Annotated in this window: 13 protein-coding genes and 1 tRNA gene; 3 read left to right on the plus strand and 11 right to left on the minus strand. The window is 42.2% G+C overall.

Going from position 1 to position 13,968, the window contains the following annotated elements; translation table 11 throughout:
* Positions 1 to 2: 2 nt before the first annotated feature.
* The 6 genes from rpoN to SPD53_RS04890 all read right to left on the minus strand — a co-directional run bounded on the left by rpoN (position 3) and on the right by SPD53_RS04890 (position 7,669).
* Positions 3 to 1,280, minus strand: a complete 1,278-nt coding sequence (gene rpoN / locus SPD53_RS04865) for an RNA polymerase factor sigma-54 (RefSeq protein ID WP_336251796.1) — start codon at positions 1,278 to 1,280, stop codon at positions 3 to 5.
* A gap of 650 nt (positions 1,281 to 1,930) precedes the next feature.
* Complete coding sequence (gene nikC / locus SPD53_RS04870; protein WP_336251876.1) at positions 1,931 to 2,794, minus strand: nickel transporter permease; 864 nt, start codon at positions 2,792 to 2,794, stop codon at positions 1,931 to 1,933.
* 75 nt (positions 2,795 to 2,869) lie between these two features.
* The gene (locus SPD53_RS04875; protein ID WP_336251797.1) at positions 2,870 to 3,871 is read right to left on the minus strand and encodes an ABC transporter permease; all 1,002 of its coding nucleotides are present in this window, start codon (positions 3,869 to 3,871) and stop codon (positions 2,870 to 2,872) included.
* Between the two features lie 107 nt (positions 3,872 to 3,978).
* Entirely contained in the window at positions 3,979 to 5,664 is a 1,686-nt protein-coding gene (locus SPD53_RS04880) for an ABC transporter substrate-binding protein (protein ID WP_188858943.1), read from the minus strand.
* Between the two features lie 39 nt (positions 5,665 to 5,703).
* Positions 5,704 to 6,678 carry an ABC transporter ATP-binding protein gene (locus SPD53_RS04885; protein ID WP_188858942.1) on the minus strand — a complete coding sequence of 325 codons (975 nt, stop codon included), beginning with the start codon at positions 6,676 to 6,678 and terminating at the stop codon, positions 5,704 to 5,706.
* Complete coding sequence (locus SPD53_RS04890) at positions 6,659 to 7,669, minus strand: ABC transporter ATP-binding protein (RefSeq protein ID WP_336251798.1); 1,011 nt, start codon at positions 7,667 to 7,669, stop codon at positions 6,659 to 6,661. The genes SPD53_RS04885 and SPD53_RS04890 overlap by 20 nt, the downstream gene beginning before the upstream one ends.
* A 136-nt stretch (positions 7,670 to 7,805) precedes the next feature.
* Here SPD53_RS04890 and SPD53_RS04895 point away from each other — a divergent pair, with 136 nt between their 5' ends.
* Together SPD53_RS04895 and SPD53_RS04900 are read left to right on the plus strand one after the other, a co-directional pair.
* Entirely contained in the window at positions 7,806 to 8,192 is a 387-nt protein-coding gene (locus SPD53_RS04895) for a ribonuclease HI family protein (protein WP_336251799.1), read from the plus strand.
* Between the two features lie 59 nt (positions 8,193 to 8,251).
* Positions 8,252 to 8,731 carry a shikimate kinase gene (locus SPD53_RS04900; protein WP_156855823.1) on the plus strand — a complete coding sequence of 160 codons (480 nt, stop codon included), beginning with the start codon at positions 8,252 to 8,254 and terminating at the stop codon, positions 8,729 to 8,731.
* 79 nt (positions 8,732 to 8,810) lie between these two features.
* Here SPD53_RS04900 and SPD53_RS04905 read toward each other — a convergent pair.
* A tRNA-Arg gene (locus SPD53_RS04905) sits at positions 8,811 to 8,886 on the minus strand.
* 243 nt (positions 8,887 to 9,129) lie between these two features.
* Between SPD53_RS04905 and clpP the strand changes: the two genes are divergently transcribed.
* Positions 9,130 to 9,723, plus strand: a complete 594-nt coding sequence (clpP, locus tag SPD53_RS04910; protein ID WP_156855735.1) for an ATP-dependent Clp endopeptidase proteolytic subunit ClpP — start codon at positions 9,130 to 9,132, stop codon at positions 9,721 to 9,723.
* 47 nt (positions 9,724 to 9,770) lie between these two features.
* On the opposite strand, the gene SPD53_RS04915 is transcribed toward clpP, so the two are convergent.
* The 4 genes from SPD53_RS04915 to rapZ all read right to left on the minus strand — a co-directional run bounded on the left by SPD53_RS04915 (position 9,771) and on the right by rapZ (position 13,319).
* Positions 9,771 to 10,028 (minus strand): HPr family phosphocarrier protein, encoded by a 258-nt coding sequence (locus tag SPD53_RS04915; protein ID WP_156855734.1) that lies wholly within the window; start codon positions 10,026 to 10,028, stop codon positions 9,771 to 9,773.
* Between the two features lie 213 nt (positions 10,029 to 10,241).
* On the minus strand, positions 10,242 to 11,192 hold the full coding sequence (gene whiA, locus SPD53_RS04920; protein WP_336251800.1) for a DNA-binding protein WhiA: 951 nt from the start codon (positions 11,190 to 11,192) through the stop codon (positions 10,242 to 10,244).
* A gap of 273 nt (positions 11,193 to 11,465) precedes the next feature.
* The gene (locus SPD53_RS04925) at positions 11,466 to 12,419 is read right to left on the minus strand and encodes a gluconeogenesis factor YvcK family protein (RefSeq protein ID WP_336251801.1); all 954 of its coding nucleotides are present in this window, start codon (positions 12,417 to 12,419) and stop codon (positions 11,466 to 11,468) included.
* Between the two features lie 3 nt (positions 12,420 to 12,422).
* Positions 12,423 to 13,319: an RNase adapter RapZ gene (gene rapZ, locus SPD53_RS04930; protein ID WP_229782795.1), complete on the minus strand. Its 897-nt coding sequence runs from the start codon at positions 13,317 to 13,319 to the stop codon at positions 12,423 to 12,425.
* Between the last annotated feature and the right edge of the window lie 649 nt (positions 13,320 to 13,968).

Raw genomic sequence — 13,968 nt, forward strand, 5'->3', positions numbered from 1 at the left:
AATTACTCCTTTCTTCGTTTATAGGAAGCGGGAATATTTAGTTCTTGTCTGTACTTCATCACTGTTCTTCTTGCAATGTTCACGGAATATTTCTCCTGTAAACAACTTCTTATCCTCTCGTCGGATAATGGTCGAGCCTTGTCTTCCTCTTCAATCAATTGGTGGATCATGTGTTTTAGGACGATTGTTGTTTTTTTACCGTCGTCTTGTGAAACACCAGATTGGAAAAAGAATTTGAGCGGATAAATCCCATGAGGTGTCTCGACATACTTATTGTTAACCGCCCGGCTGATTGTGGATGTATGCAACTCAAGTTTCTCCGCAATATCACTTAATGTCATCGACTTTAAATGAAGTAAACCAAATTCAAAGAATTCGACTTGCCTCTCTACAATCTCACGAATAACAAGTTCAATAGTAGCCGTTCGATATTTAAGTGCTCCTTCCAGCCATCGTAATTGGTCACGCTTGGACTTCAGAAACTTCTCTGCTTCTTTGTCCGCCAATTGATTATATGATGAATCAATTACTAGTTTCGGAGCCGACCAATGATAAAATGTAATTTTCCACTTATCTTGATCCTTCCAGATTTTCGCTTCCGGGACTATATATTCCACATCAGTCGTATCGAGCAATTTACCTGGCTTGGGATCACAGGATTGAATAAGCTTGATTAGATCTTCCAATTCCCCCTGCGTGATTCCATATGATTCCTGTATAGCAGTCCAATCATAATCAGCAATCCAATCAAGATGATGAAGAAGTAAATCCTCTATAAAAGGGCGATAGCCATCCATCTCGCGGAGTTGCAGATAGATACATTCTCCAAGATGTCTTGCCCCAATGCCACGGGGCTCAAGTTGCTGAATAATATGTAGCGCTTTTTCCGTAATGGGATATGTCGTGTTACATGCACTTGCCCATTCTTCCAGAGATATTTCCAAATATCCATTTTCATTCAAGGAGTCAATTCCAAATTCGACAGTCGGAAGAAGTTCTTCCGGGATATCTATGGTCAGCAATTGCTCTTTCAACCGATCGTATAATGTTTTCTCACTGGAATTCATCGCATCAATGGAGTATGTATCAGACGCTTGATAGGTCTGTTGACGTTCGTCTGCATCATAGATGACTTCTTCGATTAATGGATTTTCCTCTGCTATCTCATTGATGTATTCGTACAATTCAATGGAAGTGAACTGAAGCATTTGTATGGATTGGATGAGTGACTGGTTCAATTTGCGCTGGATTGTTTGCTGTTGGACCAAGTGCTGTTTCACAACGGACAACTCCTTCCCCATAAAGTGAAACTTCATTCAGTGGGGAATTCCTTAGCCCCACTGAATGTTAGGTTAATGCGTGATAAAATATCCCTGTTTCTACTATATAATGATAAATCAATTTGTTCAAAGATTGATTGCTTTCATACAGCGTAAGTTCAACTCTTACCTGGAGGTCCGCAGTCCAGACACCTCTCGCTTTCCGCAGGCGGCTGGTGAGCCTCCTCGGGCTGGCGCCCTGCGGGGTCTCACCTATGCCTATCCTCCTGCAGGAGTCTCGAGGTGTCTGGACTGCTCCGAGGGAGGGCCTAATTTGGAACACTATTTTTCATTTTAGTAATTAGATCGTTTATCATAGTGGTGGGTTAGTTTCCATTAATAATAACGCCCTCTACCAGTTCAGTTGCCCGGCGGACGGTGACTCCAACGGGAAAAGCACGAGTCCAGACCTGAGCAGGAAGCGAACTTCTTCCGAGGCAGACTAAGTTCGCTCTCGTATATGGCAACGTCTGCATTAGCACGTCCTATGCGTCGAGGCTCAGCGCGGAGCCCGCGGAAAGCATCCGTCCTCCGGGCAACTGAACGGCGAATAGAGCGCTAAATTAAATAATCGAGCTAGACACTTACGCCGTATGAAGGTAATTAGCTTTTTAGTTCTTCATTTTCGGGTCGAGGGCGTCGCGGAGGCCGTCGCCGATTAGGTTGAAGCCTAGGACGACGAGGACGATAGCGATTCCCGGGACGATAACGGTCCATGGTGCGAGTTGGATGAAGTCTCTCGAGTCCGCAAGCATTTGACCCCACTCAGGCGTTGGCGGCTGTGCCCCTAACCCTAAGAATCCTAGGGCTGCAGCTTCTAATATTGCCGTACCAAACCCGAGCGTGGATTGGACAATGATTGGCGCCACACTATTCGGCAAAATATGCTGGAAAATAATCCTTCCATGCCTCATTCCCTGAGCTTTCGCCGCCATCATATACTCCTCTTCCCGTAGACTTATTACCCGTGATCTAACAAGTCTTCCAAATATCGGTATATTAATAATCGCAATTGCTAGTAATGCATTTTGCAACGATGGTCCTAGAATTGCTACAATCGCAATTGCTAGTAGAATACTCGGGAAAGCAAGTAGAATATCAAAGATACGGGAAATAATCATATCGACCCAACGACCGAAATAACCAGCTATAATACCTAGAAAGGTTCCGAACACTAATGCACCTGAAACAGCAATAAACCCAACCATCAACGATACTCTTGCCCCGTAGACAAGCCTTGTGAAAATATCTCTTCCTAAGTGATCTGTTCCGAGCCAATATTCCCCAGATGGCGGTTGCAGCCGGCTTGCAAGATTTTGTTCGTGATACGTGTACGATGTGAACAGTGGGGCAAATATCGCTATCAAGATAAAGAATATGATGACGGAAAATCCAATGATCGCCAATCTATTCTTCCGCAGCTCGCGAAATGTATCTTTCCATGGCGAAGTAACTTCCATCTCTTCATGGTCCATCAAGTGACCCTCTACTGCAGGATTTGGTACAGGCTGCTCTGTATTTTTTTCACTTAGCTTCATGTGCACCACCTCCTAATACTTAATCCGCGGATCAAGTTTTTTATATAAAATGTCAACGACCAAGTTAATCATGACGAAGATGAAAGCGATGACTAATATTCCTGACTGGATAACCGGATAATCCCGGTAATTAATCGCTTCATATACATATCTGCCTACCCCTGGCCAACTGAAAATTGTTTCCGTTAAAATAGCTCCGCCTAATAGCACACCCGTTTGCAATCCAATTACAGTGATTACTGGTATCATCGCGTTTTTTAACGCATGCTTATAGATAACAAGAAATTGGCCAGACCCTTTCGCCCGCACTGTACGAATGTAATCCGACTTCATGACTTCTAGCATGCTGGATCTAGTCATCCGTGCAATGATTGCCATCGGGATTGTTCCAAGGGCAATACTCGGTAATATCAAATGCTTCAATATCGTTCCCGCCCTGGCAAAGTCCAGATGAATCAATGAATCAAGCACATAGAGATGCGTAATTGCAGCAATTGGATCCTTACTGTCTTGTCTGCCATAAGCTGGTAACCAGCCGAGCTCTTGAGCAAATATCCATTGTTCCATTAATGCGAGCCAGAACACCGGCATGGAGACGCCTATTAAAGCAATGAGCATTGCTGCTAGATCAAACCAGGAATTCTGTTTCCAAGCACTAATGATTCCAGCATTGACTCCTACGACAATCGCAAAGATCATTGCAAATAGTGTCAGCTCAAAAGTAGCTGCTATGTAAGGGAGAATTTCACTAGAAATTTCCGCCTTGGAACGGAGTGAGGTGCCCAAATCACCTTGTAAAATATCTAAAATATAATTCCAATATTGAACAAAATAAGGTTCATTCAATCCCATTGTCTTTTCCAAATTAGCAATTGCATCTGCTGTTGCCGCTTCACCCAGGATAACCTGCGCAGGGTTTCCCGGAATAAGATGGACAATTGAAAAGGTTATGAGCGTCATCCCAATTAATACTGGAATGAGCATTAACAGACGGCGAAGTATATACGTTACCATGTTTTCCCCCTCATTCTGTAAAAGCTTTTCGATCCGTCAACAAAGACAGGGATAGCAGCACCAGTCTACTATCCCTTCTGTTTTACCACTTTCCCCTTGCCTGTGAATTACTCGGTCAGTTCCACTTCTGCCAGAGATTCACTTGTAGATGGATGCGGGACATAGTTTTGCACGTTACTTGTAGTCGCCATTACTGGTGTAGAGTGTACAAGTGTAACCATTGGCGAGTCTTCCGATATGAGTTCTTGAGCTTGTGCGTAAAGGTCAGCCCGCTCATCCTGGTCAATAGCCCGCTTTGCTGCATCCAGCAGTTCATCGACCTCATCATTTTGATAAAATTCACGGTTACTGCTTCCAATGTTAGAGCCATGGAGCAGACTGCTTAAGAAATAATCCGGGTCTCCATTTGTTCCTGACCAGCCAAGCATATACAACTGATGCTCGCCTTGGGATGTCTTTTCCAAGTACGGTGCCCACTCTTCACGTACGATATTGGCTGTCACACCAACGTCTTCTAAGTTATTCTGAACGATTTGTGCAACCGTCTCCGGATCAGGCATATACGGACGCGCGACCGGCATTGTCCACAATTCAATTTCAAGCCCATCCTCAAATCCTGCTTCAGCTAGTAGTTCAATCGCTTTATCCGGGTCATACTCATAAGCCTCGACATCATCGTTATAACCTAAATATCCCGGTGGCAGCGGGTTTTTTGCTGTTGTAGCATAACCAGCATACAAAGCATCTGCAATTGCCTCTTTATCAATGGCATAATTGATTGCGTGACGTACTTCCACGTTATCAAGCGGCTCACTCTGTGTATTAAAGCCAAGGTAGCCAACGTTGTTTTCTGATCTTGTCAATAGCTCTAAACCTTCCTCCGCCTCTACCCCTTCAGCATCATCTGGATTCAGTCCATCCATAATATCAACTTCACCGGAACGGAGTGCAATTAACCGAGCAGCATTATCAGGAATCACTTCAAAAATAACTCGGTCTAGTTTCGGTAAACCATCTACTCGATAGTCTTCAAACTTCTCGAGGACTATGGAGTCATCCTTTGTCCAGCTCACAAATTTAAACGGGCCTGTACCTACAGGATTTTCATTAATTTCTGGTCCATACTCTTCCAGTGCAGCTGGGGATGTTATGGCAAAATAGCTCATCCCAAGATTTTGCAGGAAGAATCCAAGCGGCTGATTTAAGATAAATTCAATTTCATGGTCATTTACGACATTAATCTCTTCAATGACATGTCCTTCTTCCCCTTTATACCCGCCAAACATTGTTCCATACATGGAATAGACATAACCGTCATCAGAGAATGCATATTCATGGTCTGGATCTGCCCATCTTTCAAAATTCGTTTTTACGGCTTCTGCATTAAAGTCCGTCCCATCATGAAAGGTTACTCCCTCTTCCAAGTAGAACGTATAGGAAAGACCATCATCAGAAACTTCCCAATCATGGGCAAGTCCCGGCAGTAATTCAAAGGAATCTTTTTCAAAGGTCAATAGTCCTTCCAACACTTGATGGGTAACTCGTGAAGATTCCCCATCCGTCGTGCTTCCTGGATCTAGACTCTCAGAATCTCCGCCTCTAGCAAATACTAACACTTGATCTCCGGCTGCAGTCGCCTCTTCCGCTTCAGTATCCTCATTTTCCCCTGCATCCGTCTCTGTCGCATCGTCATCCGGTGTGTCACTCGTATTGGCACCACCATCACCACTACACGCTACGAGTGCTAATAAAAAAATCAGCAATGTAGCAAGTAAAGTCATGCGTAACTTCATTTCTTTATCCCCCTTTTTTCTTACTAAAAATATATTTTATTACTTGTCATTATATAAATGACAGGCAACAAAATGCTGATCATCGACCGGACCGAATTCCGGCCTTACTTGCGAACAAATATCCATCGCAAACGGGCATCTCGTATGGAAAGCGCACCCGGTTGGTGGATTCGCGGGACTTGGCACATCCCCCTCAAGAATAACTCGCTCTTTCACAATATCCGGATCTGGTTCCGGCACGGCAGATAATAGTGCTTTGGTATATGGATGCTTCGGTTCCTCGTATAGGGCATCCTTCTCAGCTAGTTCAACCATCCGGCCTAAATACATAACCCCGACCCGATCGCTAATATGTTTAACAACACTTAAATCATGTGCAATAAAAATATAAGTTAATTGAAACTCGTCACGGAGTTCTTCCATTAAATTTAATATTTGTGATTGTACCGATACATCAAGAGCAGATACAGGCTCATCACAAATAATTAATTTCGGATGATTTGCGAGGGCCCTAGCAATCCCAATCCGCTGTCTTTGACCTCCACTGAACTGATGTGGGTATCTTGAGGCGTGATAGCTGCTTAAGCCGACAATTTCTAACAGCTGCCTTACACGTTTCTTTCGTTCACTCTTTGACTTCATTCCATGAACGAGTAAAGGTTCACCGACAATTTTCTCCACGGTATGCCGCGGATTTAGGGATGCGTATGGGTCCTGGAATATAATTTGCATATCCCTTCTTAATTTCCGCATATCCTCTGAACTAAATTTTGTTATATCTTTCCCTTCGAACTTCACTTCACCTTCCGTCGGTTCGATCAATCGCAGAATCGATTTTCCCGTCGTTGATTTCCCGCAGCCTGATTCCCCGACAATTCCTAAGATTTCTCCTTCCCGCACGTGAAAAGAAACGTCATCAACCGCTTTCACTTCACCAACGGTTTTTCCAAACACACCGCCTTGGATCGGGAAATATTTTTTTAACCCTTTCACTTCAAGTATTGGTTGTGACATCCTTTAATCGCTCTCCTTCCTGCTTCGAATGTAAGAAGCAACGACTTTCACGGCCTTCGCCTAAGTTGTAAATTTGCGGGTTCTCCTTGAAGCAACGTTCAAAGGCGAATTCACAACGGGGAGCAAAACGGCAGCCAATATGATCTTTCCTCGGCCTAGCTACCGTACCGGGAATAGAATAAAGCTTCTTCTCCTTCCCATGGAGCTTTGGCAAGGAACGAATTAACCCTTGAGTATAAGGATGTTTCGGATCCTTCAAGATTTCCCTTGTCGTTCCTTGTTCAACGACTTGTCCGGAATACATGACGACAACCCGGTCGCAAATATCGGCTACAACACCTAAATCATGCGTAATAAGTAAAATACTCGTCTGTTCTTCTTTATTGATTTTTTTCATTAAATCAAGAATCTGCGCTTGAATCGTCACGTCCAGTGCGGTTGTCGGCTCGTCAGCTATAAGTAAGCTCGGTTCACTCGACATCGCCATCGCTATCATGACGCGCTGGCGCATTCCACCCGATAATTGATGGGGGTATTCATTTACAATATCTTCCGCACGCGGTATCCCTACAACCTTCAACATGTGAATCGCTTTTTCCGTTGCCGTCTGTTTACTTACCTTCTGATGAATACGGATTGCTTCTCGCATCTGATTACCGATTGTAAATACGGGATTCAGTGAAGTCATGGGCTCTTGGAAGATCATCGAGATCTCATTGCCACGAATCTTTTTCATGCGCTTCTCACTTGCTTTTGCTAAGTTTTCATCCTTATAAAAAATGGAACCGTTTACAATCTTTCCAGGAGGTTTTGGTATTAATTGTAAAATGGATAAGGAAGTAACACTTTTCCCGCTGCCTGATTCCCCCACTACTCCTACCACTTCTCCTTTATGTACGGTAAAACTTACCTGATCCACTGCTGGAATTTCTCCGCTATCCGTAAAGAAATGGGTGCTCAACTCTTTTACCTCCAGGATTGCTTCTGCCATTTTCTACCTCCTTCACATTAAAATAGGGTTAGTCTCCTCATTAATATACAGAAAATTTATTAAAATATCAAGAGAATAATTTTTTACAGTTTAGAAAAAATAGTTTATACTACTTTACAGAGGAGCGTGAACAGGATTGATCGAAGTCTATACAGATGCTGCTTCTAAAGGTAATCCCGGTAAAAGCGGAATCGGTATCGTCATCAAAGCTGGAAAAAGAGACGTCGAATATTCTTTTCCAATCGGTACATATTCGAATCATGAAGCAGAATTTCACGCGGTAATCAAGGCATTAGAACTATGTAAGGTACAGTATCCAAAAGAAATACTTTCCTTTCGAACTGATTCCAAGATTGTCGTTGATACCGTAGAAAAGAACTATACAAAAAATAATAACTTCCTTCCCTTGCTTGAAAGAATTCAAGAGTTAAGTGAGCATTTCCCGTTATTTTTCATTAAATGGATCCCAGAAAAACAAAATCAACGAGCAGACCGACTAGCAAAGGAAGGTATTCATAAATAATAATAGAAAGAACAAAGGGTGAATAGAACGTGAAGAAAAGTATTGTTTTAATTGGATTCATGGGTGTTGGGAAAACAACACTCGGTAAAGAACTTGCCCGTAAGTTACAATGCGGATTCCTTGACATAGATGCAGAAATTGAAGCGAAATACGGCATGGAAGCTGTCGATATTTTTAAAGTATACGGAGAAAAGGAATTCAGAAAAACGGAAAGAGAAATGATCGTGGACGCCTGTCAATTAGAAGGTAAAGTGATTTCTGTTGGTGGCGGAGCGTTCATGCAGGAAGAAATCCGCAAAGCTTGCATCGAGCATGCAATAGTCATATTTCTTGACATGACATTTGATTATTGGAAAGAGCGTATTAGTCTTTTGCTTCCAACGAGGCCCGTATTACAAGGAAAAAGTCTGGAAGAGATTAAAAGTCTCTTTGATGAACGCCAGGCGATCTACAAGGAACATCATATCCGCCTGCTAATTGATAACCTCGATGTAGACGCTGCAGTTCAAACAATTCATGATAAGTTGAAATTATTATAAGTTAGAAAAGGCGTTTGAAGAAATAAAAAAGACAAGGGGATGAATTGAATTCAAGCCCTTGTCTTTATTGAGATATTAGCGCGCCCAGGAGGATTCGAACCCCCGACAAACCTGGTACCGGAAACCAGTGCTCTATCCGGCTGAGCTATGGGCGCATCATCTATTTATGAACACAAAGATTATTATAACGTTTTTTTAGTAGACTTTCAAGCTTTTTTACATGTATACTTATTTTACTACTGTTTATAAAGATAAATAAACGGGTAAGCTAGCATTTAGTCTGTTTTTATTTAATCGAAGTCTTTCGTTTGACCTTTTTTGACCAATGGTATATGATGAAAAAAGAAAGCTCACAAGAAATACTAACGATTGACAATGTGAATAAGGAGGATATGTAAATGAATTTAGTACCTACAGTTATTGAACAAACGAACCGTGGAGAACGTGCTTATGATATTTATTCAAGACTATTGAAAGACCGTATCATTCTGCTTGGTAGCGGTATTGATGATAATGTGGCGAACTCAATTGTCGCTCAACTGCTATTCCTTGAGGCAGAAGATCCTGGTAAAGATATCTCTCTTTATATCAACTCTCCCGGCGGATCCATCACAGCTGGAATGGCAATCTATGATACAATGAATTTCATTAAATCAGATGTATCAACTATTTGTATCGGTATGGCCGCTTCAATGGGTGCATTCCTGCTTGCAGCAGGTGAAAAAGGCAAACGCTACGCCCTTCCAAACAGTGAGATTATGATTCACCAGCCACTTGGCGGTGCGCAAGGGCAAGCAACAGATATTGAAATCCATGCAAAACGAATCATTGAAATTAAGAAACGGATGAATGAAATCCTAGCTGAGAAAACCGGTCAGCCACTAGAAGTAATTGAGCGCGACACAGAGCGTGACAACTTCATGAATGCAGAACGTTCCGTAGAATACGGTTTAATCGACCAAATCTTAGAGCGTAAGCCAGAGGATAATTAATTAGTACTAAAAAATACCCTTTCACTAATCAAGTGAAAGGGTATTTTTTATTCTTTATTTGTGACGAAGGAGATTAAATGGTTTAAAGCTACCTCTTCATCTGGCCCATCGGCGATAATTTTTATTTCCTCACCATTTGCAATGGCCAAGCTCATTAATCCCATAATACTTTTTGCATTCACCTTTTTACCGTCTTTTTCTAAAAATAAATGCGAAGAGTAACGATTCGCTTCTTGCACAAATAGTGCAGCAGGTCTGGCCTGCAGACCTGAATCTAAATCAACCTTCACCAAATTCTCTACCAACTCAACTCATCCTCCCTGAAGTTTAGAAAACGCTACCATTTTGCTTTTACTCAATATTTATCTTTATTATGTAGGCAATAAAATTATTCTGCTTACATCGTTCCGTAGCATTTTATCACTTAATATCCCAATCGGGAATGTTGCAACATTCCCGATCTAAATTTTTTAATTATCAGTATTATAACATGAAATACGGAGAAAGAGAATATCCTTTTATTTCTTCACAAAAATTTCACCTTGCCGGATCTTTTCTGCAAATTCATCTATTTTCTTTAGACGATGATTCACACCTGACTTGGATATCTTTCCACTTCCCACCAACTCACCGAGTTCTTTCAATGAAACATCTTCATGTTCCCTTCGCAAAACAGCAATTTCCTGAAGTTTCTCTGGTAATTGGTCTAGACCGACCGTCTGTTCAATTAGCTTAATATTCTCGATTTGTCGGAATGCGGCTCCAATTGTTTTATTCAAATTAGCTGTTTCACAATTAACGAGCCGATTGACGGAATTACGCATGTCACGCACAATCCGTACATCTTCAAATTTAAATAGTGCATTATGCGCTCCGATAATACTCAGGAATTCTGTAATCTTCTCCGCCTCTTTAATATAGACGATATAACCATGTCTTCTTTCAAGTGTCTTGGATTTTAAATCGAATGAATTTAATAATTCGCTTAGGGAATTGTTATGCTCTTCGTGGTAGTTGTAAATTTCCAAATGATAAGAAGAAGTTTCCGGGTTGTTTACCGACCCACCTGCAAGGAACGCACCTCTTAAATAGGCCCGCTTCTTCGCGTCATGGTTAAATATTTCCGGTGAAATCGCCCTGATGATATCATACGGGGGTTGCATAATTTCCAAATCCTGCAAAACCTTTCGTACTTCTTCTTTCATCCTGACAATATAAATATTATTTTTCTTCAATTTCATCTTCTTCCGAACAAGCACTTCAATCGGTACATCATAATTACTTTTAATCAATGTATAGATTCTACGGGCAATCGCGGCATTTTCAGTCTGCACATCAAGAGAGTAGCGCTGCCTTGATACGGAAACAACTCCATTCATGCGGATCAATGCTGCAAGTTCAGCCTTCTTTTCTGTTGCATTCGATTCTATTGTTGTTAATTCTTTCTTAATTTCTGAAGCAAAGGACATCGTGTTCTCCTCCTTCACCTTCGATTCCTTCCCTCTTTTGGTTACTCAAAAAGGCAGGTAAAAATGACACTTCACAAAAGAAGAGGTTCTGCTTAAAACACCCACATTCTACAATGTAAATCTCACCACACACGCTAGTTAGCTTTTCCGCTCCCTAAGCACTACTTGCAGCCTTGATATCGACACATAGACGTGCTAGAAGTCGGCACTAGCAATAACGATCGCGTTTTGAGCCTGCCTCATTCCTTTTTCGCCTTTTTCCTACCTACTCTTCTATAATAAGGAATATAACAGCTTTGCAATCTTATCCGTATCATGACGAAGAGCTGGATGATCTTTGTTAACAATATCCCCTTCGATAATTTCAAGTCCAAATGCAAGCAATTTATCAGTATCATAAATAACTGGTTCGGCATTCTCTTCCGCATATTTTTCCTTGATCGTATCTTTAATCGGTTCATTGTGTACGACGATCGCATCAACGATTCCTTTCCCGATATGACGATTAATCGCCTCCACATGGTCAGATGCCGTATACCCCGTCGTTTCACCAGCCTGAGTCATCAAATTACAAACATAAACAATTTTAGCTTTTGTCTGTTCTAATGCTTCTTGTACACTTGGGACAATCAGATTGGGCATTATACTCGTATAAAGACTGCCTGGGCCGATGACAACTAGATCAGCCTCAACAATCGCCTGAACTGCATGACTGAATGGTTTTACAGGTTCAGGACTTATAAAAACATGGTCAATCCCTTTATTTGATAACGGAATATTAGATTCCCCCGAAACAATTGTTCCATCTTTCATTTTAGCATGAAGCGATAGATTTTCTGTGGATATTGGGTAGATGGTGCCTTTTACGTTCAACACACGGGAAATCTCTTTTATTCCATCATAAAAGTCGCCCGTGACAGAGGTCATCGCCGCAAGCAATAAATTGCCCAGAGAATGACCGGACAAACCGTTTCCCACTTCAAACCGGTGTTGAAATAATTCAACTAGCATCGGTTCTGCATCCGAAAGTGCAGCAATTACATTGCGAATATCTCCAGGTGCAGGGATGGCCATCTCATCCCGCAATCTCCCGGTACTTCCGCCATCATCTGCTACCGTAACAATTGCAATCAAATCAATTGGTAAATTCTTTAAACCCCGTAGCAGGACAGGCATTCCTGTACCTCCACCGACGACAACGACTCTTGGTTGTTTATCCTCATTCATGCCTCAACTTCCCTTTCTCTTATCGATATCGCGATGGCTGATATGGGTAATATAATTCCTTGATAATTCCTTAGCGAAGTGTTCAGCGAGAGCAACAGAACGGTGTTGTCCTCCCGTACATCCAATCGCGATGACAAGTTGGGATTTCCCTTCTTTCTTATACTGTGGAAGCATGAACTCTAATAAATCTAAGACTTTATCAATGAATTTCTGCGTGTCCGACCATTTAAACACATAAGAGGATACTTCTTGATTCAGACCAGTAAGTGGCTTAAGATGGCCTACATAATGAGGGTTCGGTAAGAAGCGGACATCAAAAACCAGATCCGCATCAATCGGAATACCGTATTTAAAACCGAAAGAAACCATATTGATGGAGAAGATTTCCTGATGTTCTTCAGAATATATTTTCAAAATTTTATCGCGAAGCTCTCGCGGTTTCAAATCAGTCGTATCGATAATTCGTTGTGCACGTCCTCTTAATTCATCTAATATTTCTCTTTCCTGCTTAATCCCTGTAAGCGGCAAACCGCCAACAGCTAATGGATGGGAGCGCCTTGTTTCTTTATAACGGCTCACTAGTGCTGTATCTTTTGCATCTAAGAAGAGGATGTGTTCCTTAACCCAATTTTCTTCACTTAGTGAATCCAGTGCTTCGAATAAGGAATCGAAAAATTCCCTGCCCCGCAAGTCCATTACGAGGGCAACTTTTGTAATGTTATTGGTAGAATCCTTCATCAACTCCAGAAATTTAGGTAGTAATGTTGGTGGTAAGTTATCTACACAATAAAATCCCAAGTCTTCAAAGCTCTGTACTGCTACTGTCTTTCCTGCTCCTGACATTCCGGTAATAATTACTAATCGCGTTCCTGTGTCTAAGCCCATTTCCGTCTCTGCCATTTCTAATCGCACTCCTTTAGAGGAACTTTTCTTCGCTTCTTGTTTCTTATATCTATCATATGCTATTCACGAACGAATTTAAACTATATTAATTTATTTTTATTCAAACAGCTAGGTACACTTTTCATTACTTCTTTCGTTCAGCGTAAATACAACTGCCTTCTGGAGGTCCGCAGTCCAGACACCTCTCGCTTTCCGCAGGCGGCTGGTAAGCCTCCTCGTACGCTTTGCGTACTGCGGGGTCTCACCTATGCCTTTCCTCCTGCAGGAGTCTCGAGGTGTCTGGACTGCTCCGAGGAAGGGCCCTATTTGGAACACTATTTTTCAGTTAAGGAATTAGAACTATCATCATAGTGGATAGTTTCCGTTAACAATAACCCTCTCTACCAGTTCAGTTGCCCGGTGGACGGTGACTCCTGCGGGAATAGCACGGGTCCGGAGACCCCGCAGGGCGATAGCCCGAGGCAGACTAAGACCGCCACGTCCTGTGGCAACGTCTGCATTAGCACGTCCTGTGCGTCGAGGCTGTGGCCGTGGAAAGCATCCGTCCACCGGGCAACTGAACGGCGGTTAGAGGTCTAGCCAATAGAACGTCTAATCACTTACGCTGAATGAAAGGGATGGTGGTCCATTTAAGATTCGACAGGTT

The organism is Oceanobacillus sp. MO10714A (assembly GCF_037072045.1).
In the GTDB taxonomy this organism is placed as follows: Bacteria; Bacillota; Bacilli; order Bacillales; family Amphibacillaceae; genus Oceanobacillus; species Oceanobacillus indicireducens.

What these genes read in the sequence shown, in the direction of transcription:
- SPD53_RS04900 (WP_156855823.1), top strand. Translation starts at nt 8,252, where the DNA reads ATGGGTGTTGGGAAAACAACACTCGGTAAAGAACTTGCCCGTAAGTTA.
- SPD53_RS04880 (WP_188858943.1), bottom strand. Translation starts at nt 5,664, where the DNA reads ATGAAGTTACGCATGACTTTACTTGCTACATTGCTGATTTTTTTATTA.
- clpP (WP_156855735.1), top strand. Translation starts at nt 9,130, where the DNA reads ATGAATTTAGTACCTACAGTTATTGAACAAACGAACCGTGGAGAACGT.
- SPD53_RS04885 (WP_188858942.1), bottom strand. Translation starts at nt 6,678, where the DNA reads ATGTCACAACCAATACTTGAAGTGAAAGGGTTAAAAAAATATTTCCCG.
- whiA (WP_336251800.1), bottom strand. Translation starts at nt 11,192, where the DNA reads ATGTCCTTTGCTTCAGAAATTAAGAAAGAATTAACAACAATAGAATCG.
- SPD53_RS04875 (WP_336251797.1), bottom strand. Translation starts at nt 3,871, where the DNA reads ATGGTAACGTATATACTTCGCCGTCTGTTAATGCTCATTCCAGTATTA.
- nikC (WP_336251876.1), bottom strand. Translation starts at nt 2,794, where the DNA reads ATGGACCATGAAGAGATGGAAGTTACTTCGCCATGGAAAGATACATTT.
- rapZ (WP_229782795.1), bottom strand. Translation starts at nt 13,319, where the DNA reads ATGGCAGAGACGGAAATGGGCTTAGACACAGGAACGCGATTAGTAATT.
- SPD53_RS04890 (WP_336251798.1), bottom strand. Translation starts at nt 7,669, where the DNA reads ATGGCAGAAGCAATCCTGGAGGTAAAAGAGTTGAGCACCCATTTCTTT.
- SPD53_RS04925 (WP_336251801.1), bottom strand. Translation starts at nt 12,419, where the DNA reads ATGAATGAGGATAAACAACCAAGAGTCGTTGTCGTCGGTGGAGGTACA.